20 protein-coding genes and 2 riboswitches are annotated in these 24552 nt (G+C 60.8%); of the genes, 10 read left to right on the top strand and 10 right to left on the bottom strand.

Annotation, left to right across the window (positions count from 1 at the left end; translation table 11 throughout):
• Window positions 1-82: 82 nt before the first annotated feature.
• The 7 genes from SO139_RS10170 (at window position 83) to SO139_RS10140 (ending at window position 7655) form a co-directional block, all read left to right on the top strand.
• Window positions 83-1351: an ABC transporter substrate-binding protein gene (locus tag SO139_RS10170; protein WP_498539995.1), complete on the top strand. Its 1269-nt coding sequence runs from the start codon at window positions 83-85 to the stop codon at window positions 1349-1351.
• A gap of 173 nt (window positions 1352-1524) precedes the next feature.
• The gene (locus tag SO139_RS10165) at window positions 1525-1905 is read left to right on the top strand and encodes a DUF2946 domain-containing protein (protein ID WP_498539994.1); all 381 of its coding nucleotides are present in this window, start codon (window positions 1525-1527) and stop codon (window positions 1903-1905) included.
• A 301-nt stretch (window positions 1906-2206) separates the two neighbouring features.
• Complete coding sequence (locus SO139_RS10160) at window positions 2207-4342, top strand: TonB-dependent siderophore receptor (protein ID WP_498539993.1); 2136 nt, start codon at window positions 2207-2209, stop codon at window positions 4340-4342.
• Between the two features lie 35 nt (window positions 4343-4377).
• Window positions 4378-5208, top strand: coding sequence for a DJ-1/PfpI family protein (locus tag SO139_RS10155; RefSeq protein WP_498539992.1), 831 nt, complete (start codon window positions 4378-4380; stop codon window positions 5206-5208).
• Window positions 5209-5270: 62 nt separating this feature from the next.
• Complete coding sequence (locus SO139_RS10150; RefSeq protein WP_498539991.1) at window positions 5271-5726, top strand: copper uptake system-associated protein; 456 nt, start codon at window positions 5271-5273, stop codon at window positions 5724-5726.
• A 12-nt stretch (window positions 5727-5738) separates the two neighbouring features.
• Entirely contained in the window at window positions 5739-6518 is a 780-nt protein-coding gene (locus SO139_RS10145; RefSeq protein ID WP_498539990.1) for a DJ-1/PfpI family protein, read from the top strand.
• A gap of 663 nt (window positions 6519-7181) precedes the next feature.
• Window positions 7182-7655 carry a copper chaperone PCu(A)C gene (locus tag SO139_RS10140; protein ID WP_498539989.1) on the top strand — a complete coding sequence of 158 codons (474 nt, stop codon included), beginning with the start codon at window positions 7182-7184 and terminating at the stop codon, window positions 7653-7655.
• A gap of 80 nt (window positions 7656-7735) precedes the next feature.
• On the opposite strand, the gene SO139_RS10135 is transcribed toward SO139_RS10140, so the two are convergent.
• From SO139_RS10135 to SO139_RS10125, 3 genes are read right to left on the bottom strand one after another with little or no spacing between them, the layout of a single operon-like run.
• Window positions 7736-9211 (bottom strand): DUF3526 domain-containing protein, encoded by a 1476-nt coding sequence (locus SO139_RS10135; protein ID WP_498539988.1) that lies wholly within the window; start codon window positions 9209-9211, stop codon window positions 7736-7738.
• Window positions 9212-9220: 9 nt separating this feature from the next.
• Complete coding sequence (locus tag SO139_RS10130; RefSeq protein ID WP_498539987.1) at window positions 9221-10618, bottom strand: ABC transporter permease subunit; 1398 nt, start codon at window positions 10616-10618, stop codon at window positions 9221-9223.
• A 1-nt stretch (window position 10619) separates the two neighbouring features.
• Window positions 10620-11324 carry an ABC transporter ATP-binding protein gene (locus SO139_RS10125; RefSeq protein WP_498539986.1) on the bottom strand — a complete coding sequence of 235 codons (705 nt, stop codon included), beginning with the start codon at window positions 11322-11324 and terminating at the stop codon, window positions 10620-10622.
• A gap of 211 nt (window positions 11325-11535) precedes the next feature.
• Here SO139_RS10125 and SO139_RS10120 point away from each other — a divergent pair, with 211 nt between their 5' ends.
• A complete protein-coding gene (locus SO139_RS10120; RefSeq protein WP_498539985.1) occupies window positions 11536-13917 on the top strand; it encodes a TonB-dependent receptor in 2382 nt (793 codons plus the stop codon).
• 123 nt (window positions 13918-14040) lie between these two features.
• Here SO139_RS10120 and SO139_RS10115 read toward each other — a convergent pair whose 3' ends face one another.
• The 7 genes from SO139_RS10115 to SO139_RS10085 form a co-directional block, all read right to left on the bottom strand.
• On the bottom strand, window positions 14041-15102 hold the full coding sequence (locus SO139_RS10115; RefSeq protein WP_498539984.1) for a Rieske 2Fe-2S domain-containing protein: 1062 nt from the start codon (window positions 15100-15102) through the stop codon (window positions 14041-14043).
• Between the two features lie 5 nt (window positions 15103-15107).
• Window positions 15108-15311 carry a hypothetical protein gene (locus tag SO139_RS10110; RefSeq protein WP_498539983.1) on the bottom strand — a complete coding sequence of 68 codons (204 nt, stop codon included), beginning with the start codon at window positions 15309-15311 and terminating at the stop codon, window positions 15108-15110.
• A 47-nt stretch (window positions 15312-15358) separates the two neighbouring features.
• Entirely contained in the window at window positions 15359-17689 is a 2331-nt protein-coding gene (gene metE / locus SO139_RS10105) for a 5-methyltetrahydropteroyltriglutamate--homocysteine S-methyltransferase (protein WP_498539982.1), read from the bottom strand.
• Window positions 17690-17796: 107 nt separating this feature from the next.
• Window positions 17797-18020: riboswitch (cobalamin riboswitch) on the bottom strand.
• 33 nt (window positions 18021-18053) lie between these two features.
• Entirely contained in the window at window positions 18054-18977 is a 924-nt protein-coding gene (prpB, locus tag SO139_RS10100) for a methylisocitrate lyase (RefSeq protein WP_498539981.1), read from the bottom strand.
• 10 nt (window positions 18978-18987) lie between these two features.
• The gene (prpC, locus tag SO139_RS10095) at window positions 18988-20169 is read right to left on the bottom strand and encodes a bifunctional 2-methylcitrate synthase/citrate synthase (protein WP_498539980.1); all 1182 of its coding nucleotides are present in this window, start codon (window positions 20167-20169) and stop codon (window positions 18988-18990) included.
• A 42-nt stretch (window positions 20170-20211) separates the two neighbouring features.
• Window positions 20212-21729, bottom strand: coding sequence for an MmgE/PrpD family protein (locus SO139_RS10090; protein WP_498539979.1), 1518 nt, complete (start codon window positions 21727-21729; stop codon window positions 20212-20214).
• A gap of 12 nt (window positions 21730-21741) precedes the next feature.
• On the bottom strand, window positions 21742-22035 hold the full coding sequence (locus SO139_RS10085) for an acyl-CoA thioesterase (RefSeq protein ID WP_498540016.1): 294 nt from the start codon (window positions 22033-22035) through the stop codon (window positions 21742-21744).
• 267 nt (window positions 22036-22302) lie between these two features.
• Between SO139_RS10085 and SO139_RS10080 the strand changes: the two genes are divergently transcribed.
• Window positions 22303-23724 (top strand): short-chain fatty acyl-CoA regulator family protein, encoded by a 1422-nt coding sequence (locus SO139_RS10080; RefSeq protein ID WP_498539978.1) that lies wholly within the window; start codon window positions 22303-22305, stop codon window positions 23722-23724.
• Window positions 23631-24230 (top strand): hypothetical protein, encoded by a 600-nt coding sequence (locus tag SO139_RS10075; RefSeq protein WP_498540017.1) that lies wholly within the window; start codon window positions 23631-23633, stop codon window positions 24228-24230. The genes SO139_RS10080 and SO139_RS10075 overlap by 94 nt, the downstream gene beginning before the upstream one ends.
• A 100-nt stretch (window positions 24231-24330) precedes the next feature.
• Window positions 24331-24527: riboswitch (cobalamin riboswitch) on the top strand.
• The last annotated feature ends 25 nt before the right edge of the window (window positions 24528-24552 follow it).

Raw genomic sequence — 24552 nt, 5'->3', positions numbered from 1 at the left:
CTTGGGACCGAGCGTTACGGCGCTACGACTATCGACTGCCGGGAAGATAGGCCACTCGCTACCTCGTAAACAAAGGTGAACCATGAGGCGTCGCCCCATCGATCGATTGCGCTCGTTCCAGATCCGGCTCTCTCGTCTGCTCCTCGGCATCGGCTTACTAATTTCCGTCACCGCGCTGACGTATCCCGGCGTGGCTAGCGAGCTTTCAGGCGGAATCGTCAAAATCGGAGTCATCAACGATCAGTCCGGCCCGTTGTCGGACAATTCCGGACCGGGTTCTGTCGTCGCCGCGAAATTAGCCATCGAGGATTTCCAGAAGGCAACGCCCGGCGTCAAGGTCGAAATCGTGTTCGCCGACCACCAGAACAAGCCGGATATAGGAGCCCAGATTGTCCGCAGATGGTTCGATGTCGACGGCGTCGATATGGTGGCTGACGTCGGCAACTCGGCGGTAGCCCTCGCGATCCAGTCGATTGCGCGCGACAAGAACAAAATTGTCATTTACTCGGCGGTCGGCACCACCGACATCGGCGGTAAACAATGTTCGCGCACCGGCTTAATGTGGCTGCACGACAATTACAATCTCGTCACCGGATCAGTTCGCAGACTGGTGTCGCAAGGATACGACAGCTGGTTCTTTATCGCTGCCGACTACGCGTTCGGACGTAACATGGTGGAGGTATCTCAAAGCACGCTAGCTGAAGCAGGTGCAAAATCGCTTGGCGCGGTCTTTCATCCACTTGGAAACGCCGATTACAGTTCCTTCTTGTTGCAGGCTCAGGCCTCAAAGGCCAAAGTCGTTGCGTTCGCAAACGCTGGTGAGCAACTTGTCACGGCAATGAAGCAATGGAACGAGTTTGGAATGAATTCCACATCGCAGAAGGCGGTGGCTGAGCTCATGTTCCTGACTGATGTGCACGCCATGGGTCCGGAGACGGCCAAAGGGCTGAGAACCGTGACCGCTTGGTATTGGGGCCTGAACGTGGAAACAAGAGCATTCGGTCAGCGCTTCTTCAAGCTGCACAACGCCATGCCGACCGCACCTCAAGCGGCCGTGTATTCAGCCGTGCTGCAGTATCTCAGGGCGGTGGCTGCGGCCGGAATGGACGAGACGAACGCTGTTTTGGATAAAATGCGTTCCATGCCCGTCGACGACTTCTATGCCCGAGGCGCGCGATTACGCGCCGACAACAAGCTCGTGCACGATTTTTACCTCGTCGAGGTCAAGAAGCCATCGGAGATTACAACTCCCTGGGACTACTACAACGTCATCGAGACAATACCGGCTGATAAGGCCTATCTGCCACTGAGCCGGAGCGAATGTCCGTTACTCAAGACAAGTGCGAACTAGAAAGTCTGCGAGTCGATCTCGATCATTCTCGTGGTCGACCAGCGTGATATTTGGGACACAGCCGATCAACATTTTCGACTGCGCGACTTCGCTTCTTGGCAAGTAGGACGAGGCGCGATCGACTCTCGCTGAGTCACATGATTATTTAAGACGTTGTAACGGGGTGACTTCCAGTGCGGCGACGGCTGCAAATCTATCTTCCGGCCTTCTTGCTGGCGTTGATGATGCAAATCATTGCGCCGATCGGGGTGGCATGGGCGACCGCTTCCAGCCTGTCCGATCCCCTGGCCGCGTTTGGCGGCAATGTCATCTGCCACGCGACGGACGGGGAGGCCGACAACCAATCCGACCAGGCCGACCATCGCGCTCACGCGGGCGCCTGCGCGCTGTGCTGCCTGGTTCACGCCGGCGCATCGCTGGACACCCCCAAGATCGCGGTTGTCGTGCCCTATCGGTCCTCGTTGCCGGTGGTCTGGCGCGATGTCGCGCAAGAACTGCAGAACTCTCGCGGTGGCGGACACGCCCAGGCCCGCGCTCCCCCTTCGAACTCCTGACTTTTCCAAAATCGCCAGATCGGTGCGGCCACTCGGCCGCCACCGGTGATGTTGTCGACCATTGGCGGGCGATTGCGCCCGAGTCTGAGAGTTTCTGATGTTTCGTTCTCGCGCTTTGGGGAGCGCGAGTATCGTCGCGATCCAGCTGCTGTTTGCGGCTTCCGACGTTGCTCGTGCCCAATCCACACAATTGCCCGGCGTGACCGTCCTGGCACCGAACCAAACCCGCCCCGCGAAGCCCACGGCAGGAAATAAGTCCGGCAGAAAGCGCACAAGCGCGAAGTGGGCGCCGGCGGAGCCTGTGGCAGCGGTCAAGCCGCCCGCAACCGCTCTCGGAACGTACAATCCCGCGCTCGATTTGCCGGATCTCAAGCTGCCGCCGGGCACCACCGTGACGACCGCGGGGCCTGTCGATGGCTATCGGGCGCTATCGGCGTTCTCCGCGACCAAGACGGCGACGCCAATCGAGCAGGTCCCGCAGTCGATCCAGGTGATCCCCAGAAGCGTCATGACGGATCAAAACAATGTCACGGTCACCGAGGCCATTCAGAATGTCTCCAACGTGCAAGGGACAAATACTCTCAGTATCGGCACCACAGGGCCGACGGGCCTAACCAACATTCGCGGGTTCTCTGCCCAGCAATATCTCGATGGCATGAACGTCATGTACAACGCCGGCGACCGGGATTCGCTCGTGAACGTCGAGCGGATCGAGGTACTGAAGGGGCCGAACGCGATCCTCTATGGCGGCGGAGCAGGCAGTCCGCTCGGAGGTGCCATCAATGTCGTCTCGAAGCTGCCGACCGACAAGGCGAGCCTTGAAACGGGCTTGACGTTTGGAACGAACAATTACGTACAGCCGTATTTCGACGTCAACCAACCGCTGTCAACCGACAAGACGGTGCTATTCCGGTTCACCGGCGCCTATACGACGAACGATACTTTTGTCGACGTCGTGCATCAGGATCGCTACTCTTTCAATCCAACGCTGACGCTGACGAATAAGGAAGACACGACATTGACGATCCAGGGCCGCGTCTCGCGGCTCGAGCAGCAAGCTTACCAAGGCCTGCCTGCGGTTGGTACGATCGCTGGAAGCTTCCGCCTCAATCCCGATCTTTATATCGGCCCCTCGAACATTCCGAAGAGCTATAGCGAAGTCAAAAGCGTGACGGCAACGTTCGACCACAGGTTCGATGCCATCTGGTCCTTCAACATCAAGGCACGCTGGGCTGACCAGAGCTTCGATCAGAGGAGCCAAACGACGCAAACCGCCGCGCCGGATGTCGGTCCAACGACCTGGAGCCTGTTGAATGTCGACCTTGCCCAGAAGCAGCAGGAGATCTCCGTCAATCCCAATCTGGAGGCGCGGTTCAGGTTGGGGCCAACAAACAACGTTTGGCTCACCGGTGCCGACTACAGCCATGTCACGGATCGCGGTCACATGAATACGGATTTGGGCATTCCGCCGGTCGATCTGGTCAACAATCCTGTCTTTCCGACGCCATATACGGATCCCACCGCTGCATCGGCAGCCTTCTTCTTCCCGTTTTTCGACTTCAACAGTGCCTACGTGACTAAAGGCGCATATACCCAGCTGCAATCCACCATCTACGATCGTCTTCACATCCTTGCTGGCGTGAGATACGCGAGCATCAACATCGACTATCTCGAGAACTTCCCGTTCAGCACGGGCGTGTTTTCGCCGACCCAATTCGGCACTGACACAACCAAGGCGCTGCCCAGGTTCGGAGCGGTTCTCGATCTCATTCCCGGACTATCGGTGTACGGCAGCTACAGCGAGGGGATGCAGGCCCAACCGTTCACGCAGGCTTTGAACACCAACATCGCGCCCGAGACATCGAAGCAGGTCGAGGGGGGATTCAAGTTCAATATCAACGATCAATTGACGGGTACTGTCGCGGCGTTCGACATCCAGCGGCAAAACGTGCCGGTGACGATTGGCGTCGGTATCGGGGCTCTGTCCGCGCAGGAATCGAAAGGCTGCGAGGCCGACCTGATTTGGCAGCCCACCAAGAACTGGAAGGTGCTGGCGAGCTACGGGCACACGAATGTCGTGTTCTCCGACTCGAATACGGGGACGCCGCAGGGGAACAAAGTGCCCATGGTCCCGGAAGATTCGGGCCGGGTCTGGGTGAACTACACGCTCGACTGGCCCGCTCTTAGAGGCTGGAGCGCCGGCGCTGGCGTTTACGTAGCGTCCTCGCAGTACGTCGACAATCTCAATCTCTACAAGACGCCCGGCTACTTCACGGTCGACGCCAAGATTGCCTACGAGTCCGAGCACTGGAGGGCGTCGTTCAACGTCAAGAATCTGACGGGCGAGAAATACTTCGTGCCCTTCCTTTGGTTCGGCGGGCAGGTGGCCCCCGGCGACGGGCGCGCTTTCTACGGTACGCTTGCCTATCGGTACTGATAGCGTTGTCGCATCGAAGTCACGGGAGTGGACGAATGATATCGAAACGAGATCTGCTTCTCGCATCTGCCGCGGGCCTTGCCGCGGCGAGCCTGCGGGCGGCGCCCGCCGCCGAGGTCGCGCCGGATATGCCGGCCGGTCATGACATATCGCAGATGCCGGCGAACTGGTTTGGGAAGGAGCAGATCGCGTTCCTTATCTATTCCGAGTTTACCGCGCTCGACATGGTCGGCGCGCACGCCATGCTGACCGGCCTTCTGGGTGCGACAACCCACATAGTCGGAAAGACCCGCGACATCGTGAAGAGCGATACCGGTCTGCAGTTCCAGCCCAGCGCGACCTTCGACGAATGTCCAGGGGATCTCGATATCATCTGCGTTCCCGGCGGCGCATCCGGTACGCTTGCGGCCATGCAGGATGACGCCACACTTCGCTTCCTGAAGAACCGAGGATCGCGCGCAAGGTTCGTCACGTCGGTCTGCACGGGCTCATTGCTGCTCGGGGCTGCGGGACTTCTGACCGGCTACAAGGCGACTTCGCATTGGGCGGCGGTGCCGCTGCTGCCGCTGTTCGGAGCAAATGCGACCGAAGCCCGGATCGTTCGTGACCGCAACCGAATTACTGCCGGAGGCGTCACGGCCGGGATCGACTTCGGCCTGTCGTTGGTGGGCCAGCTGCGCGATCGTCAATATGCGGAGTGCGTCCAACTGATGGCCCAGTACGCGCCCGAGCCGCCATACGATGCCGGAACGCCCGAAAAGGCCCCGCCCGACATCACCAAGATGATGCGCGACATGTTCGTGGACTTCAACAAGCAGGCCGAGCGAATTGGACGGGACGCCTATTCCAGATATCGCGATGGTTGACGCCCGTAGAATGTTCCGGACGAATTTGCGCGAGAGTGAAACGGCAAACCGAGGACTTGAAGATGTTCAGAACGACGTTGGCAGTGCTGATCGCGCTGACGATCCATTCGATCACCTGTTTCGCTGCGCCTATCGGCTCCGACGAAGAATCCATTAGTCAGCTTCTTCATGGCATGTTCGACAAACCGCAAGCGACGCTCTCGGTCGAGCCAATCCTGGTATCGGGTAGTCATGCCATTGCCGATTGGACTCAAGGGGAGATGGGAGGCCGCGCACTATTGCGCAGCCGCAACGGCGCCTGGGCGCTCATCCTATGCGCCGGCGACGGCATCAAGTCGAAGGATGCATTGGTGAAGGCTGGTGTGCCGGCCGCAGACGCGGAGAAGCTCGAAACCGACATGACGAAAGCCGAAGCCAAACTGCCGCCGGAGAAGACGGCGATGTTCTCACGCTTCGAAGGCCTGGTCATGATGGATGGCGATGCGGATCAGCAAAAGCACGAGCATGGAAGCAAGTGACTGGAGGGCGTCATGAATCGTCGTGATTTCAACATTGCGCTTGGTGCGCTGCCTCTTCTCGCTTCGATCGTTCAGTCGGCATCTGCCGCCGAGCCAGCCGAAGCATCAAAGCCGAAAATCGGCATGCTGATCTATCCGGGCATGATCCTGCAGGATCTGGTCGGGCCGCAGACCGTCTTTTCGATCCTTCAGGCCGACATCCGGCTGGTCTGGAAGGATAGCAGTGCCGTCATGACCGATGTCGGCATTGCTCTTCACGCGAATGATACCTTCGAGACCTGCCCGATGGATCTGGACGTCCTGTTTGTCCCGGGCGGTCTCGGGGGATCAATTGCCTGCATGAAGGACCCGGACGTTACCGGCTTCCTCTCCGCGCGAGGCGCTCGTGCTCGCTATGTGACCAGCGTTTGTACCGGCTCACTGGTTCTCGCCGCCGCGGGCCTGCTGAAGGGATATCAGGCCACGTCACATTGGTACGTGCGCGACCTGTTGCCCTTGATGGGTGCCACGCTCAAGGCCGAGCGGGTCGTCGAGGATCGCAACCGCATCACTGCCGGTGGCGTGACCTCCGGGATCGACTTTGGGCTGACGCTCGCGGCGCGCCTCTCGAATGAGGACACCGCGAAGCGGATTCAGCTTCTGATCGAATACGATCCAAAGCCACCTTTCGCCGCCGGTAGTCCGGAAGCGGCTGGGACGGCACTGACGGAGGAGATCCTCAAGCGCCGCGCACCTCTCATTGCGTCAGCGCGGAAAGAGGCGGAGACGGTCAAAGAGAGGTTAGGAATCTAGTGTCGCAAACTCGGCGAAAAGGAAGAGATCTGGAAGCGGCTGACGAGGCACGCTCCGCGTCGCCTCCGCAACTGGCGCCATCAGCTTGGATCGTCCTTGCAACGATTGAAGTCAACAACAGAACGGACATTGTTTTCTTTGCCGTCGCCGCGAATTCGGCAGACGAAGCCGAGAGAGCTGTCCTTCGCTATCCTGGAATATTGCCCAGCGATGCGCGATCCGTCCAGCGAACGCTTTCCGCAGCGGAAATATCTCGATTGAGTTTAAGGCCGGCGGCTGTGCGCCCCTATGACCGGCAAGTCGAGCCTCCTCTTGCGCTGACCGATGTGATTTCTGCCGGGGAGACTCCACGGTGACGGGAGACGCGCTCTTGAGCTTCAAGATGGGCTACGACAAAGGCAAGAGGTGGTCCGGATACATTGAAACCCGCAATCTGCTAAGCACCCGCCACATATGAGCACGGTTACGGTCGGGAGAGCCGATCCGACCACTGAGCTCTTCAACCCGGGCACCGGGCGTTCGATCTACGGCGGCGTGCGCTACAGGATGTAGGAATTGGCGACCGTTTCCGTCACGCAGTCTCGCTACTCCGGTAGTGGGAACTGGCACTCCCCCTTGGTGCAACGAGATGCTAGACCCCAGTTTGGGGAGATTGAATTGGGCATGTTCCGCAAACTGCGACAGAAGCGGGCGATCGCTTACCTCTTCGCATTTCAATTGTTTGCGGCGGTTGCACAGTCGGCGGCAATGGCAAACGGTGGACAGGACGGCCGGCCTATTTGTCACGCCGTCGAGGCCACCGGTCCAGGCGCGGATCACGGATCGGCGCCGACAAAGACGGATCAGCATGACCTTTGCCGCGTTTGCGTTTTCGTGGCCGGCGTAGCGATCCTGCCGTCGGAGATTGGCGCCGGCAAAACGGTGAAGCTCGCGCCGGAAGGCTACCACCTCATGCTTGAGGATCCGAAGGGTCCATTAAAGCAGGGCGACAAACTCCCCGTGACGCTGGATTTCGAGAAGGCCGGAAAGGTCCAGGCTACGTTCGACGTTCAGGGCGTTGGCGCTAAGGGGCTAACTGGCGGCAACGCTATGGGCGGAAAGATGAAGATGGACGGTCACTCTGGAATGAAGATGTAACATCCCCCGGAACCTGATTGCAAAGAACAGAGCCCCAGCCGACAAGACTTCGCTCTAAGGACCCGAAATTCTCGATGATTCTAGATGACCTGGCCCCGGGTCGAACGAGCGAAGGTCGCGGCGCCCAGAACTGCTACGAGCACCAGAAGCAGCGCAATCCGGGACCAGACGCGTCGATTGACCCGGCTTGGCGGCGCCTCAGCCCAGTGCCATTTGGGAAGCCCGTTCAGGTCATTCAACGTGACCGCCACGTCATCTTGAATGCGAGGTGCGAAATATGCGCGCCACGAGTTGTGGAACGCTTCGGTTTCGGACTTGAAGGCAAGAAAGCGCCGGGAGTCCGTGCCAGCAATGCCATTCAACGCCTCGTTGACGAGGATGGCAGGTGAGAGGAAGCCCAGGACATCAACCAGCTTCTGTTGCTTCAGCAATTGTTGGTCGAATTGCTTGAGCAGGGGCTCGATCCGCTCATCGACGCGCTCCTTGGCCAGGAAAAAAGCCCGCATGCGCGCCGGCACCTCGATGTGGCCATCCTTGACCTTCATCGCCTCGGGATCCGAGGCGTAACGGTAGTCGGCGCTGTAGAGATTCTCATATTCGCGCAAGGCATCTCCGGTCACGACCCGCGTCCGGCTGGCAAGCTCGGTGCGGGACGGGGCCGGGCTGATCACGCTGACGGCGAGGTTCAGAACCACCGGCACGATCAGCACGAGCACGGTCCACACTGCCACCATCACCAAAGCGTTGGCAGACGACGATAGTCCGGCCACGTTCACGAAGGACGCGAGCGCGAACCAGAACAGCACGTAGCCCGCAACCAGCGCGGCCCATGACGACATCAGGAACATCTGCTCCTCGCCATGTGTGTCGGGACGAAGCGTGAGAATCGCAATTAGCGGCAGCGGTATCGCAATCACCAGCACGGCCACGTAGCGCACCAGAAGTTTCCCGGCGATGATTGCTGCGATCGAGACGGGCTGCGAACAGAGCATCCGCAGGGTGCCGTGTTCGCGCTCGGCCGACAGCATGTTGTAGCCAAGCGCGATCACGAGCAGCGGCAAAACGAACACGATGACAAACGACAGGTCGAAATGGCCACTGAGCAGGTTCCACGGATTTTCGATCTCCGTGTCGTACATGAACTGGACTTTGCTGAGATAAGTGATGCGGTAGTAGTTCGGCAGCAAGTCGGATTGGCCGACGGAGAGCGCCGCAAGCGGCGCATTGGGCAGCGTCGTATGGCGGCCCGCCAGTGATCCGGCGAGCGCTGCCGGGTTGGCCGGATTGTCGAAGGGGACCAGCGCTTCCTTGCCGCTCAGGACCGACCGGAGTGTCTCCTGATTGGACGTCTGCGTGTCCTGCTCGTGCTTGACGACGTTCTCGATCATATGCTCGCGCAGCGACGCTTGCTCAAGCCCGACGAAAAATCCGCAGGCCACCATGAAGGTCAGCACGACGAAGACCAGCGGCAGCGTGCCATCGCGCAGAAGGATCCGAGCTTCGTTCTGCAGAATGAGCAGCAGCGTCGATGCGCGAGAAGACTGAGGCGAGGTCATTCCGTCGGCCTATCGCATCAAGGGACGAGAGATGCCATAGCCGGCAAACATGGCCGCAGCGCATGCGGCAAGGGCGAGCAGTGCAAAGGCCGGCCAGTGATTGGTCAGCGCGAAAGACACTTTCGGCAGGTCGTATTTGAATTGAGGCACGGTCGCCCACAGCGCCGGCTGAGCCTTGTAGGTAAAATGCGCATTGCCAAGTGGATCGGCGTGGTCGATCAGATCCTGGCTGACGATGTCCTGGATCTTGCGACGTTGCATCTCGGCCGCGGTCGAGAAATCCCGATGTTGGGAAAAATCGGTACCCGAAAGCCCCATGGAGAAGTCGCGAAGCGCAATCACGGGCGCAACGATGCCGATCCATTGTTGCAACTTTTCCTGATGCTCGAACGTGTCCCACAGCCTGCCGAATGTCGCATCGAGCACGCCATAGCCGGCTTCGTCGTCGACTTTCAGCGCTGCGCCCCATTTGCTCAGTGGCAGCGCGGCGTCCCACTGCGTGCGAACGCCGAAATGGTTGTGCCATGCTTCGTCGGCTGCCTCGGACATGTCGTGTGACAAATGGTCGGTGAACTCGAGTCGCGACGGCGTTGGATAGACCAGATTGGCAACCTCCGAGGCCGTTCGCGGTACGATTAGCGTCGCCGTCACCCAGAAGCCGAGCAGCAGGACGAGCGCAGTTCGCGAGGAGCGGGCCAGCGCGGACACCGCCAGCGTCAGGAAGACGAAGAAGGCGAGATAGGCGCCATAACCGGCCGCAAGCCATGCCATACGGTAGAGGACATCGAGCCGTTCTCCGGCCGGCAGCCGGGCCACGAGAAATACCGCAAATGCAAGCGCCGGCGGCACGACGAGGATGGCGATGCAACTCGCTAGCGCAGCGGCCTTGCCTAGCAGCAGGCTTCGCGTTGGTACGCCGATGCTCAGGAGTTGTCGCAGGGTACCGCGCTCGCGCTCGCCGCTCACCGCGTTGAATCCGACAATGATGACGAGAAGCGGCAACAGTGCCTGAAGGATCCAGGCAGGCGACAATTCGCCGAAGCGCTGCAGGCCGGTGGCGTCCTGTGCGGGCCTGAACTTGAGCTCGCTCTGGCGATGCGCCTGCAGCCAGACCGTCGAGCCGACGAATGGCTCGATGCCCGGATCGAAGGCGGCAAGCGGCGGCTCCGGCTTGAACACGTGCATACCTTGTTCGGCAGCATCGTGAGGGTGCCGTGGCCCCTGGTGAAGCCAGGCTTCATAGTCGAGGGCCTGGCCCGCTGCGCGCTCGCTGTTGACCTGCGCTTGCCGGTTCCATCCGATCGCCAGCGCGACCAACATCAGGGCAACCAGCAGTGCGCCGCTCCACAACAGCCGTCCGTCGCGGAGCAATTCGCGCAGGTCCTTTGCGGCGATGGTGGTGAACACGTCAGCTCTTCATGTGCTTGAGATAGAGCGTCTCGAGATCGGCGTGGCTGACATCTTCGCTCTTGAGTTCCTCGACCAGACGGCCCCGCTTCATGATGCCGATGCGCGTGCCGGTCTGCTTGGCGTGAAACAGATCGTGCGTCGTCGTCAGCACGGCGACGCCGTTCCGGCTGGCCGTGACGAGCAACTCGGAAAACTCGTTGGCCGCGGAGGGATCGAGTCCCGACGTCGGCTCGTCGAGCAGCAGAGCCTTTGCGTTCTTGGCGAGCGCAATCGCAATCCCGACCTTCTGCCGCATCCCCTTGGAGTAGGTGGCGACCCTTTTGTCGACGGCCTCCCTTGGAAGGCCTGCGGCCGCCAGCAGCTCCAGCAGCCGCGCGCGCGGCAGGCGTTCGCCGATTGCGAGCGACGAGAAGAATGCGAGATTTTCCACCCCCGTGAGCGGAGCGTAGAGCGTCACTTGTTCTGGGATGTACGCAAGGAGACGCTTTGTCTCCAACGCTTGACGGGTCACGTCGAACTCGCCAATGCGCAAGGAGCCGGACGTCGGTACGAGAAAATTCAGAAAAAGATTGATCAACGTCGTCTTGCCGGCGCCGTTCGCGCCGAGCAGGCAATAAATATCGCCGGAAGATACGCTCAGTGAAACGCCGTCAAGCGCGCAATTCGAGCCAAATCGCTTTGTGACTTCTACAGCTTCAAGCATCGTTCTGTAACGCGACTGCCTACCCCGCGAACACTATTGCCCAAGACATCGTCGCTGCCCACGACGAACTAGTGTCGCGCGGGACACACTCATCTTGCCAGCATCAAGAGTATGATGTTTCTTGATTGACATCATACTCATTAACGGAAGTTAATCAAGGCGGGTGGTGGTGAGGTCCGCGTTCGCGGGCCTCTCTGATTTGGGGCGGCGTATGCGTCGATTGTTGTCTTCGGTTTCGTTCTCGAGTTTCGTGCTGACACTTGCGGTGACTTCCGCCGCAAACGCGCAAGAGAAGCCAGCCCAACCGGCCGGCACGACACTTCCCCCCGTCCAGGTAGAGGCGCCGAAGCCGCGACCGGCACGACAGCAGACGGTGAATTCGTCGCGCTCAAATCGAGCCAATCGTACGGGCGCGCGTTCGCGGACTATTGTCGCAGCGCCGCCTGTCTCGCAGACGGGAGCGCAGCCAGGGGCTCCCGCGACACCGCTCAATACGAATGTCGTGGCTCAAGGCGCAAGCCGGCTCGGCCTGACGCCGCGCGAAACGCCCGCGAGCGTGGAAGTGGTTGGCGCCGATACGATTCGTGAGCAGGGCTATCACACGACAATCGACGCCGTGAAAGGTGCGACCGGCGTCACCGCCGGCGACGCGCCGAATGACATCGCCTTCGCGATGCGTGGCTTTCAGGGCAATCAGGTCAACATCACCTATAACGGGATCAATGTCGGTCCAACCGGCTTCACGTTCTTGACCGCCGAGACGTTCAATCTCGACCGTGTCGAGTTCTTGAAGGGACCATCGTCGCTGATGACCGGGCAGGGGGCCGTCGGTGGTTCCATCAACTACGTGACCAAGGCTCCGACCACCGGCCCGATCCAGAACGAGGCTTTCTTCGGGTTTGACTCCTATGGCAGCTACCGGACCGGCTATGGATCTGGCGGAAGCACCAATATCAAGGGTCTGGATTACCGCTTCGACATCAGTCAATCGGGCGTCAAGGGATCTATCGACGATACCGATGCCCAGAACCTCCACGTCTCGGGTCAGCTCGACTATAGGCTCTCGGAATCGTTCAAGGTGTTCGGCGCGGTCGAATACAAGGACTACAAGGCTCATGTCTACGAGGGCACGCCGCTGGTCCCGATCGCCTACAGCGGTCCATATGCCACGAGCGGGATCGTCTCCGGCACGAAGGTGTCGGACTACAACGGCACCAATCTCGGTGCGGTCACGATCGATAGCCGGACGCTGAGCACGAATTACAACGTGCTCGACAACCACAAGACCATCAAGGAGCTTTGGGCGCGCAGTGGCTTTGAGTGGAATCTCAACAATGACGTGACGCTGAGGAGCCAGACCTACGAGTACAATGCCAGCCGCGACTGGTACAACAGCGAGGTGAGCGCGTTCAACAACGACCCTGCGCGGGCCGCTAATCCGATCGACCGCGAGCGCTTCTTCGTCCATCACAACCAGAATACCGTCGGCAACAACACCGACCTGACCTGGAACTCGCGCTTCTTCGGCATGGAGAACAGGCTCGTGACAGGGGTGGAAGCGTATCACCTCGACTTCACGCGTCCAGCCGCAGCCAACTTCCCCTATGATCAAGTTGCGCTCGTCGATCCCACCCGGGGGTATTACGGGCTGCTGACGACACAGCGCCAGACCGCCACGATCGACAGCATCGCATTCAACATCGAGGATCGTCTGAAGCTGACGCCGACCTTCGCCTTGATAGGTGGCCTGCGCTACAATCCGTTCACGCTCGATCGCACGTCGACCGACGTGTTCGGCGCGAGCAAGGCCGGCTTTCCTTATTCGGCCAACTGGGACCCAGTCACAGGACGGATCGGTTACACCTGGGAAGCGCTCCCGGGGCTGATGTTCTACAGCCAATATGCGACCGCAAGCGATCTGTCGGCCGGCAGCATCTTTCTGTTGAACCCGACACAGAAGCTTACGCTCACGGATGCGCGCAGCTACGAGACCGGCGTCAAGAACCTCCTGTGGGATGGCCGGGCCGAATGGACTTTCTCCGCCTTCGATATCGAGCGCAACAATGTCTATACGGCTCAGGGCGGTCAGACCGTCGGCATCGCCGGTAGGGTCAAATCCCAGGGCGTCGAGTTCGCCGCCGCCGCGCGCCCAGTCCCGGAACTGAAGCTTTGGGGGAACGTCGCCTACGTTAACGCCCGCTATGCGGATTTTGATTTCACCGGGGGCACCTATTCCGGCAACACGCCGCCGAATATTCCCGCGCTGGTCGTGAATGGCGGCGCCTCCTACCGCTTCCTCAATCCCGGCTGGCTGCCGGTTGAAGCAGGGTTCTCGGTCCGTCATGTCGGTGATCGTTACACCACAGACGCCAACACCGTGACCATGCTGGCCTATACCACGGCCGACATATTTGCCTTCGTTGACATTCCGAAGTCGGCGCGCTTTCCGACCTTCGACAACACGCGCGTGACTTTTCGGGTGCGGAACGTGACCGACAAAGTTTATGCAACATGGAGCGATCCGTTCTATCCGGACCAGATTTTCTTGGGGGCGCGCCGCACGTACGAGATCGAGACATCATTCAAGTTCTGACCGCCAGCGACGTCTAATGCAATGAAACGATGCCGTGGAACAGCTCCAAATGAACCATGCGACCATGGCCATTCCAGCATACGTTAGAGAGTTAGGAGCAAAGGCGGCGGTCAATTAGATTCGTTAGTCGCAACGACCGCAGCTGCGCAAACCACGGCGGGCAAGCAATTCTCGTAGGTCGCGAATGGCTGGAAAGACTTCCTGATTCCGATCACCACCTTGCGCTTCATAAGCGGCCTGCTCCATCTCGACAATTTCACGATCTTCGTCGAACACACGATCAGTGAATTTGGCCAACAACGGCCAGACCATCTCCAGTAGCCCCGGGATTTTTGGTCGCCGAACGGACAGTACGATGAACGTCCGGTTCTTCCGTTGTTCCGCATCGATTGGTGTGTAACCCAGCCAGACATTCAGCACCGGGGCCTCCCCCGAGGTCCAAAGACGCAACGATTGGTGCGGGTAGTCGGTCCGAATCGTCATAAGGTCGCGCGGAGCCGTAGAGGCAGGACGTAGGCTGCCGATGATCAGGCCCTCCCCAAGGGGGGCCCGTTCACCGGGACGCCGAAAGCTGTAGTCGAGCTCCATCCAACCATCGCCTGATCGCTTGCCGAGATAGCGCGGTCCGACTTTCCCCGTCGTTCGCCGATGCAAGAACTGATGGTTCATGTCCATCAGGTTCTCGTGCATGAAGGTGTAATGGCAATTGACGATCTGGCCGAAGCGGCGGGTCTTGTAGCCCCGGTCCGCCGCGGCCCCGAGCGTTGAGGGTGGCGTTGCAGCTGGCACGTTGCCTGGCCACACCAACACGACACCATCGCGTTCGCAGCAGGGGTAGGACTTGACGCCGTTCGGATGCTTCTCCTTGCCGAGATACGGCACATCGACACAGCGGCCCGAGGAGTCGTAGCTCCAGCCGTGATAGCAGCAATGTAGATGGCAATCCTTCACGACGCCCTTTGACAGAGGCACCTGCCGGTGGGCGCAACGATCCTCCAACGCAAAGAGCTCGCTGGTCTTCGTGCGGACGATGACGATCGGTTCGCCCGCAAAAGACGAGGCGAACGCGCGTTCGGGTTGGACCTCGTGCGACCAGGCGACCGCATACCAGTGATCCGGATGCGCGCCAACCTTCCTCAAATCGGCCAGCACCTGACTTGCGTGAGTGCCGGCGTCGTTCGTCATGACATTCACGCTTTCCCGGCCTCCGATGTGCCAAGGTGGATGGCGAGGATGTCCTCAGGCGTCTCGCGAACCTCGATCGTCTGGGCGCCGCTGCCGACGAACTCCAGGATCGTCTTGTCGCCGTCACGCCACATTCCGCCGACCAGCGAGAAGTTGACGTGATACGGCTTGCCGCTGTCGAAGCCGGTACATTTGATCCAGAAGCGCATCGCAAGTCTCCTTGGAGAGGGCCTAAACGATCGAACTCAGGCCGGCATCAGGATGCCTTGCGCAGCTCGCGCGCCGCCGCAACCATGTTGGCGAGCGCTGGGCGAACTTCCTCCCATTTGCGCGTCTTCAGGCCGCAGTCCGGATTGATCCAGAGCTGCGAGTCCGACAGCCGCTTCCGGGCCAGCGTCATGAGATCCTTCATCTCGCTGGTTTCGGGGACGCGCGGCGAGTGGATGTCGTAGACGCCGGGGCCGATGTCGTTCGGGTATTTGAATCCGGTGAACGCATCGAGCAGCTCCATCTTCGAACGCGACGTCTCGATCGAGATAACGTCGGCGTCCATCGCCGCAATCGCGTCGATAATGGCGTTGAACTCCGAGTAGCACATATGAGTGTGGATCTGCGTGGCATCGGCGACGCCCGTCGAACAGATGCGGAAGCTCTCCACCGCCCAATCGAGATAGGTCTTCCACTCGGAATGGCGGAGCGGCAGGCCCTCGCGCAGGGCGGCTTCGTCAATCTGGATCATCGTTGCGCCGGCCTTTTCGAGGTCCGTCACCTCGTCGCGGATCGCGAGCGCGATCTGACGGCAGGCTTCGCTGCGTGGCATATCGTCACGGACGAACGACCAGTTCAGGATCGTCACCGGCCCCGTGAGCATCGCCTTCATCGGCTTCTTGGTCAGCGACTGCGAATAACGCCACCATTCGACCGTCATCGGCTTCGGCCGCGAGACGTCCCCGAACAGGATCGGCGGACGGACGTAGCGGGAGCCGTAGGACTGCACCCAGCCGTATTTGGTGAACACGAAGCCGGAGAGCTGCTCGCCGAAATACTGCACCATGTCGTTGCGCTCGAATTCGCCGTGCACGAGCACGTCGAGACCGATCTCTTCCTGCCAGCGCACGGTGCGGGCGGTTTCCTCACGGAGGAACTGCTCGTACTGCGCATCGGTTAGCTTGCCCTTCGCGTGCGCTGCACGGGCGTTGCGGACGTCAGCGGTTTGTGGGAACGAACCGATCGTGGTGGTCGGGAAGGCGGGCAGTTCGAAGCGCTTGCGCTGAACGGCCGCACGGCTCTCGAAAGCGCTGGTGCGACGACGCATGGCATCGTCGATCGCAGCCATCCGCTTGGCAACGCTCGCATCGTGGATCTTCGGTGACGTCTTGCGTGCGGTTGCCGCAAGGTCGGATGCGGCAAGGGCATCCGCGACACTCTTGTCGCCGGCCAGCGCCTTCGCCACGGTCGCAAGCTCGGCGATCTTCTGGACCGAGAAGGCGAGCCAACTCTTCACGTCCGGATCGAGATCGGTCTCGAGCTCGAGATCGATTGGCGTGTGCAGGAGCGAGCAGGTGGGCGCGATCTGAACACGATCGTTGCCGAACTTTGCGACGGTGGGCTTGAAACGATCGACCAGTGCCGAGAGGTTGGAACGCCAGACGTTGCGGCCGTCGATGACGCCGAGAGAGATCACGAGATCGGCACGGGCGCCCGCCTCGATCTGGGCCAGTTGCTGAGGTGCACGGACGAGATCGACGTGGAGACCGGCGACGGGCAACGCCAAAGCGGTCGCGAGATTGTCGCCTAGCGCGCCGAAATACGTGGCGAGCATGATCTTGATGCCAGGGACTTCCTTTGCGAACTGCGCATAGGCGCGCTGGAGTGCGTTTCGCGCCGCGTCGTCGAGATCAAGCACCAGGCAGGGCTCGTCGATCTGGACCCAATCGGCGCCACGCTGGGCCAATTCCTTGAGAACCTCGACATAAACGGGCACGAGGCCGTCGAGCAGCGAAACCGGATCGAAGCCGGCGTCATGGCTTTTGCCGAGCTTCAGGAAAGTAACGGGACCGACCAGCACCGGGCGTGTCTGATAGCCGAGTGCTTTTGCCTCGTCATACTCCTCGATCGCCTTGCGAGACGAGAGTTTGAATGTCTGGCCCTTACGAAATTCGGGAACCATGTAGTGGTAGTTGGTGTCGAACCACTTGGTCATCTCCTGCGCGGTTGCGCCATGACCGTGATGGGCGTGGCCGCAGCTCGCGTCGTGACCATCGCCTTGCGAGCCGCGCGCCATCGCGAAGTAGGTCTTGAGCGAGACGGCACCGCCGGTCCAGCCGTAAGCCTCCGGAATGGCGCCGACCATCACGCTGGTATCGAGCACCTGGTCGTAGAGCGAGAAGTCGTTCGAAGGAACGATCGTGGCACCGAGCGATTTCTGGCGCGCCCAGTTGGCGGCACGAAGCCCGGCCGCGGTATCAAGAAGCTGTTGCTCGCTGATCTTGCCGGCCCAGAAGCCTTCGAGCGCGAGTTTGAGTTCGCGGCGCGGCCCGATACGGGGCGCGCCGAGCGTTGCAATTGGAAGTGAAAGAGAAGTCATAGCTTTAACCCCATTGTGGTGGGGGCAAAAGGCCATGGCGGACGCTGGCAGGAGTGCCGCGCAGAAGCGGCAGCTGCTTGGCGCACCACCGGGACACCCCGCCCGTGGACGATTATGTTGTCGGGGCAGGTCTCCTGGCTCGCGGGTCATCGCCTGCATCCGGCCTTCCCGAAGCTTTCGCTTCAGTGACACTGATGGATGCGGGCTCACCGCTTACAGTTGCGGGGGCAGCGCCGGCATTGCTTCGGTTCAAGTGAACCAGGAGCGCACCGGCTTCCCTCTTAGCTCCGGATCAAGCGGGACCCGGAGAACCTCGACGGCTTCGATTATCTGCAAGAGAGGGGTGACGTCAACCTCTCGAAGATCACTTCCGCTGTGGCATACCGGCTGGAACGATCGTTTGGACGATCGATGAATCGAGAGCTTCGTAGACTTGTAATCCAATTGTCGCATAGAGTTCCGCACGCGTCTGCATGCGGTCAACGACCTTATGCGTGCCGCCATCACGCGAAATTGCGGCATAGAGGTCTGCCTGGGCCTTGTTGGCCATTCGCAACGACGAAACGGGCCAGATCACCATTGCGTAGCCCATGGCTTCGAACTCAGCGGCCGTGAAAAATGGAGTCTTTCCAAATTCCGTCATGTTGGCGAGGAGCGGCACGCCGGGCATGCGTTGGGCGAAAGTGCGAAACATGTCGGCTGTATTAAGCGCTTCCGGGAAGATCGCGTCTGCGCCTGCCTCCATGTAGAGCTTTGCGCGGGCGACCGCTCCGTCGAGACCTTCGCTTGCGGCCGCATCGGTCCGGGCGATGATCACGAGATCGCGGCGCGCTTTCGATGCAGCCGCGACCTTGGCCGCCATGTCATGCGCGTCGGCGATCTTCTTGTCGTTCAGATGGCCGCATTTCTTCGGCAGGATCTGGTCTTCGAGATGAAGTGCGCCGGCACCGGCGTCCTCGAACACGCGGGTTGCGTGCATGACATTCAATGCCTCGCCGTAGCCGGTGTCGGCGTCGACGAGCAAAGGCAGGCACGATGCGCGGGCGATTTGCCGGATGAAGAAGGCAACTTCATCCACGGTGATGATGCCGAGATCCGGCAGTCCCATCGACGCCGTCATGGCTGCGCCCGACAGATAAAGCCCCTCGAACCCGGCGGCTCTGGCCTGGAGCGCCGCCATGCCGTTATGGGCGCCCGGCAGCTTCAGGATGCCGGGCTGCTTCAACAATGCGCGAAAGCGGTTGCCGGCGGATTCACGAGGTAGATCGGCGGCGATGAGATACGGCATCTCTGATCCTTCAGGCGGCACGAACCGACGGGCGCAGGCCGCTGCGCTGGTCGAGCGGCACGAAAGTCAAATTCTCCGGACCGACATAGTTGGCGGAGGGACGGATGATCTTGTTGTCGATGCGCTGCTCGATGATATGGGCGGCCCATCCAGACGTGCGGGCGATCACGAACAGCGGCGTGAACATCGCGGTCGGCACGCCCATCATGTGGTAGGAGACGGCGCTGAACCAGTCGAGATTGGCGAACATCTTCTTGGTCTCGGCCATCACCGCCTCGATCCGGTTCGCGATCTCGAACATCTTCATTGCGCCTGCATCGCGCGACAGGCGGCGGGCGACCTCCTTGATCACCTTGTTGCGCGGATCGGCGATCGTGTAGACGGGGTGGCCGAATCCGATGACGACCTCCTTGGCCGCAATCCGCCGGCGGATGTCGGCATCGGCTTCCTCGACGTCGGCATAGCGCTTCTGCACCTCAAAGGCGACCTCGTTGGCGCCGCCGTGCTTGGGTCCGCGCAGCGCACCGATGGCGCCGGTGATGGCGGAGTACATGTCTGCGCCAGTGCCGGCGATCGAACGCGCCGTGAAGGTGGACGCGTTGAATTCGTGCTCCGCGTAGAGATTGAGCGAGGTGTGCATGGCGCGGACATGGGAGTCCGACGGCTTGCGCCCGTGCAGAAGGTGCAGGAAGTGACCGCCGATGGTCTGGTCGTCGGTCTCGACGTCAACGCGGCGGCCGTTCTGAGCGAAATGGTGCCAGTAGAGCAGCATCGAGCCGAGCGAAGCCATCAGGCGATCGGCAATGTCGCGCGCGCCCGGATGATTGTGATCGGAGGCCTCCGGCAGCACGCAGCCCAGCGTCGAGACGCCGCTGCGCATGACGTCCATCGGATGCGCCGCGGCCGGCAGCGCCTCTAGCGTCGCTCGCACGGCATTGGGCAGACCGCGCAAGCCCTTCAGCTTGGCTTTGTAGGCGGCGAGCTCGGCCGGCGTCGGCAGGCTGCCGTGCACGAGAAGATAGGCGATCTCCTCGAACTCGCAGGTTTCCGCGACGTCGAGAATGTCATAGCCGCGATAATGCAAATCGTTGCCGGTACGGCCGACGGTGCAGAGCGCCGTGTTGCCGGCGACGATGCCTGATAGTGCGACCGACTTCTTGGGCGTCGGCTTTGAAGGAGCTTCATTCGTCATGATGGCAATCCCCGAAATTGCGTGAGAGCTGTGTTGAGGGCGCTAGCAGCCGGACCAGTCGAAGATGCCGCTCGATCCTTTCGGGCCGAGTTGCGAGGCATCGACGGTGAACGTGAGTCCGACGAGGTCGACTGCTTTCAGCTCCGGCAGGCGCTCGACGAGGCCAAGGAAGCGCTCCTGCTCCTGCGGTGCGATGACGCCATCGGCGAGACTGCGGAACTTCGTGACATATTGCGGCCGGGCAAAAGGACGGGCGCCGAGCGGGTGGGCGTCGGCTACGGCCAGTTCGTCGCTGACAATCGAGCCGCCCTTCAACGTCACGACCACGCGGCCGCCGAACGCCTTCTGCTTGGGATCATGGCTGTGATAGCGCTGGGTCCATTGCGGGTCCTCGATCGTCGAGATCTTGTGCCACAAGGCGACCGTCTCGGGCCGATTAGCACGTTCGGGCGCATAGGACTTCTGGTGATGCCAGCCGCCGTCTTCGAGGGCGACGGCGAAGATGTACATGATCGAATGGTCCAGCGTCTCGCGGCTGGCCTTCGGATCCATCTTCTGCGGATCGTTGGCGCCGGTACCGATCACGTAATGCGTATGATGGCTGGTGTGGATCACGATGCTCTCGATCTTGGTGAGATCGCCGATCTTCGGACCCATGCGCCGCGCAAGATCGATCAGCGCCTGGCTCTGATACTCCGCAGAGTGTTCCTTGGTGTAGGTGTCGAGAATGGCGCGCTTCGGCTCACCCTTTTCGGGCAGTGGTACCGTGTATTGCGCCTTCGGCCCCGACAGCAGCCACGCGATAAAACCGTCTTCGCCCTCCCAGGCGGGCGAGGGCGCGCCTTCGCCGCGCATGACGCGGTCGACGGCCTCAATCGCCAACTTGCCGGCGAAGGCCGGTGCATAGGCCTTCCAGCTCGAGATTTCGCCCTTGCGTGACTGGCGCGTCGTGGTGGTGACGTGGAGCGCCTGCTGCACAGCCTGGTAGGTCGTCTCGATCGGCAGGCCCAACGCAGTGCCGATGCCGGCCGCTGCGGAGGGGCCGAGATGGGCGATGTGGTCGATCTTGTGCTCGTGCAGGCAGATGCCCTTCACCAGATTGACCTGGATCTCGTAGCCGGTCGCAAGGCCGCGGATCAGCGCGGCGCCGTCGAGGCCGCAATGCTGTGCGACCGCAAGGATCGGCGGAATGTTGTCGCCGGGATGGGAGTAGTCGGCAGCCAGGAACGTGTCGTGGAAATCGAGCTCGCGCACGGCAACGCCATTGGCCCAGGCCGCCCATTCCGGCGAGATGCGCCGCGACGGTGCGAGTCCGAACACCGTTGCGCCGGGCTTGAACGGATGAGTAACTGCCTGTGCACGTGCGCTCGCCACGGGACGGCGCGCAACCGAAGCGGCGGCCACGGCGGCGTTGTCGATGATCCGGTTTCCGATCATCTCGATCACCGCGGGCTCGACGGCGACCGGATCGGAAGCGACCTCGGCGATCTTCCAGGCGAGTTGATCGGCCCGCGCCAGATGCTCGGAGGACTTGTAGGTGCGGACGTTATGCGATTTCACGATTGGATATCCCTAGACTTGGTTTGAAGGAAGCGGAGCCACGGGCGTCGGCCGGCCGGATGTGTCGACCGCAACCATCTCGAACGAGCCTTGCATGGCGACCCGGCGAGCGCCTGTGCCAAGCGTCTCCGCGACCACTTCCACGGAGACGGTCATTGATGAGCGGCCGACGCGCTCGACCTGGGCGGTCAACTCGACGAGCTCGCCGACACGGACCGGCGCGTGGAATTGCACCTTGTCCGACGTCGCCATCACGACGGCACAGCGGGCTCGGCGCGTCGCCGCAACGAAGGCGGCCTTGCCCATCAGGCTCAAGGCATTGCCGCCGAACAGCGTGCCGTAATGATTGGCCTGCTCGGGAAGATCACCTCGACGAACCGGGTGGGCTCGTTCCGGCTGGCGATGGATTCGAGAGCGGCCTGCATCGACGGATATCCGATGACCCTTGCAACTTGGTCTTGCTATTCGCAATATCTGCAAGAGCGGCGATCGCGTACAGTACTGAAAAGGTGAAGCTTTGCGAAGCAAAGGCTGTGAATTTGCAAAGTTTGCGAAGTCCGGGGAGGGCGCCATATGAAGAAGGCATTCATGGGCGTGCGCCTGAAACGCCTGCGCGAGGAGCGCAGGTTGACGCAGCAGGCGCTCGCCTCGGCGATCGGAATTTCGCTGAGCTATCTCAACCAGCTGGAGAACAACCAGCGGCCGCTCACGATCGCCGTGCTGCTCAAGCTCAACGCTGCATTCGGCGTCGACGTTCAGTTGTTCTCGGAGGATGACGAGGCGCGGCTCATTGCCGATTTACGAGAAGCCTTGTCGGATCCGGAGATCGGCGACACGTTGTCTGCCGCCGAACTGCGAGAGCTTGCCGTCAACATGCCGGCGCTCGGGCGGGCGCTTGTCGGCATCAATCGCCGGTACCGGCAGGCGATCGAGCAGACTGCGGCGCTCGCCGCGCTGCTCGGTGAGGACCGGCAGGCCGAAACAGCGATCCTGCCTTCGACGCCTTACGAAGAGGTTCGCGATTTCTTCTATGCGCGTCACAACTACATAGCCGAACTTGATGAAGCTGCTGAGCTAATGGCCGAGGAACTCGCGCCCTCGGCAACCGTAACGCCGTCCACCCTTAGCGATCATCTGCGAAAGAGGTTCGACGTTTCGGTTGTGACCGGCGATGCGACAGACGATGTCCAGCGCCGTTTCGATCCGCAGAGCCGGACACTGCATCTTTCGCGCAGGCTCGAACCTGGACAACGTGCGTTCCAGCTCGCAACTCAGATCGCCATGCTCGGCCTCGAACAAGAGTTGAAGACGTTGGTCGAGAGCGCAGGCTTCGCCAATCAGGAGACGCGCGGGCTTGCCCGCATCGGCCTTGCCAACTACTTTGCCGGCGCGCTGCTCATGCCTTACGAGCGATTTCTTGCCGAAGCCAAGGTGCGTCGCTACGACATCGATCTCCTGGGCGAGGCATTCGGCGTCGGCTTTGAAACCATCTGTCATCGCCTCAGCACGTTGCAAAGACCTTCGTCGCGCGGCGTTCCGTTCTTCTTCATTCGCGTCGACCGTGCCGGCAACATTTCGAAACGCCAATCCGCCACCGATTTCCATTTCTCCCGGATTGGCGGCACCTGTCCGCTCTGGAATGTCTATGAGGCGTTTGCCTCTCCCGACCGTATCGTGACTCAATTTGCCCGGATGCCGGACGAACGGGCCTATCTTTGGATCGCGCGAACCGTGTCCCACAGGAGCGGCGGTTATGAATCCCTCAGCAAGACTTTCGCCGTGGCGCTCGGGTGCGACGTCAGGCACGCTGGCGAGCTCGTTTACTCCAGGGGCTTGGACATTCACGATCCTGCGTCAGCGGTCCCCATTGGCATGGGATGCAAGGTGTGCGAACGTATCAGTTGTCCGCAGCGAGCTTTTCCACCGGTCGGCCGGTCCCTGATGGTCGACGAGCGACAGTCGCTCTTTTCACCTTATGCCGCGTCCAAGCCCTGAGACGAATGCAAGACGAAGCTGTTCATTTTCGCTATCTCGATACGTCTGAAGCCGCGGTGCATATGGTCGGCTTCTATCCTTCGGTGCGCTTGACGGCCGGCAGCATCCAGAAGGCAAACCAGGCAATTCGGCTGGTCAAATCGACGTTTCGCGACGAGGTAAAGTGCGTCGTGAAGCACGTGAGATCGGGCATCGTCATCGAATGTCCTGACGTTGCCGAGCGCTCAATCCTGGATGTGTGCGAGGTCGCCGAGCAGAAGCTTGAGCGGCTGAGGATCGAGCCGCTGACTGCGAAGATGGTCGAAGAAATTCTCTCAGTCTCCGGCGCGGAGCTTCGCCGCTGGTCAAAGGACGGTCGTGTCCCAACGAGCGGCAGGGCCTATTTCAGCCAAGGCAGGAAGCAGGTCGGACTTTTTCTTTATCCTCCAGAGGCAATTCGCGAGTTGTCGTCGCGCGCCGATCAGATCACGCAATGGCGCGACGCGGATCGGATTAGCCGGCACTAAATTCCGCCTCGCCATTACATCCAGTGATGTATTTCGATCACACTGTGCAACGAACCGTAGACCATCGTCGCGAACTCGTTTGACGGGGCCAAACCCGAAACCTTACGGTTGTTGCGACGGCTCCCTTCGGGGATTAATAGGGAATGCGGTGCGGGGAGTACCCTTATGCCGCGGCTGCCCCCGCAACTGTAAGCGGTGAACCTCACGTCATTTGCCACTGGGCATCTCGGTCCCGGGAAGGCGACGGAGAGGTAACGACCCGCGAGCCAGGAGACCTGCCGTCAGCCGTGGTCACACGCGAAGGTGTCGGTCGGGGAGTAAC

It is taken from the genome of Bradyrhizobium sp. UFLA05-89 (assembly GCF_059803475.1).
This window is presented reverse-complemented; position numbering and strand designations above follow the sequence as displayed.

Coding starts and splice junctions, on each gene's coding strand:
- SO139_RS10170 (WP_498539995.1), top strand. CDS start 83: ATGAGGCGTCGCCCCATCGATCGATTGCGCTCGTTCCAGATCCGGCTC.
- SO139_RS10155 (WP_498539992.1), top strand. CDS start 4,378: ATGATATCGAAACGAGATCTGCTTCTCGCATCTGCCGCGGGCCTTGCC.
- SO139_RS10150 (WP_498539991.1), top strand. CDS start 5,271: ATGTTCAGAACGACGTTGGCAGTGCTGATCGCGCTGACGATCCATTCG.
- SO139_RS10145 (WP_498539990.1), top strand. CDS start 5,739: ATGAATCGTCGTGATTTCAACATTGCGCTTGGTGCGCTGCCTCTTCTC.
- SO139_RS10140 (WP_498539989.1), top strand. CDS start 7,182: ATGTTCCGCAAACTGCGACAGAAGCGGGCGATCGCTTACCTCTTCGCA.
- SO139_RS10135 (WP_498539988.1), bottom strand. CDS start 9,211: ATGACCTCGCCTCAGTCTTCTCGCGCATCGACGCTGCTGCTCATTCTG.
- SO139_RS10125 (WP_498539986.1), bottom strand. CDS start 11,324: ATGCTTGAAGCTGTAGAAGTCACAAAGCGATTTGGCTCGAATTGCGCG.
- SO139_RS10120 (WP_498539985.1), top strand. CDS start 11,536: ATGCGTCGATTGTTGTCTTCGGTTTCGTTCTCGAGTTTCGTGCTGACA.
- SO139_RS10115 (WP_498539984.1), bottom strand. CDS start 15,102: ATGACGAACGACGCCGGCACTCACGCAAGTCAGGTGCTGGCCGATTTG.
- SO139_RS10110 (WP_498539983.1), bottom strand. CDS start 15,311: ATGCGCTTCTGGATCAAATGTACCGGCTTCGACAGCGGCAAGCCGTAT.
- metE (WP_498539982.1), bottom strand. CDS start 17,689: ATGACTTCTCTTTCACTTCCAATTGCAACGCTCGGCGCGCCCCGTATC.
- prpB (WP_498539981.1), bottom strand. CDS start 18,977: ATGCCGTATCTCATCGCCGCCGATCTACCTCGTGAATCCGCCGGCAAC.
- prpC (WP_498539980.1), bottom strand. CDS start 20,169: ATGACGAATGAAGCTCCTTCAAAGCCGACGCCCAAGAAGTCGGTCGCA.
- SO139_RS10085 (WP_498540016.1), bottom strand. CDS start 22,035: ATGGGCAAGGCCGCCTTCGTTGCGGCGACGCGCCGAGCCCGCTGTGCC.
- SO139_RS10080 (WP_498539978.1), top strand. CDS start 22,303: ATGAAGAAGGCATTCATGGGCGTGCGCCTGAAACGCCTGCGCGAGGAG.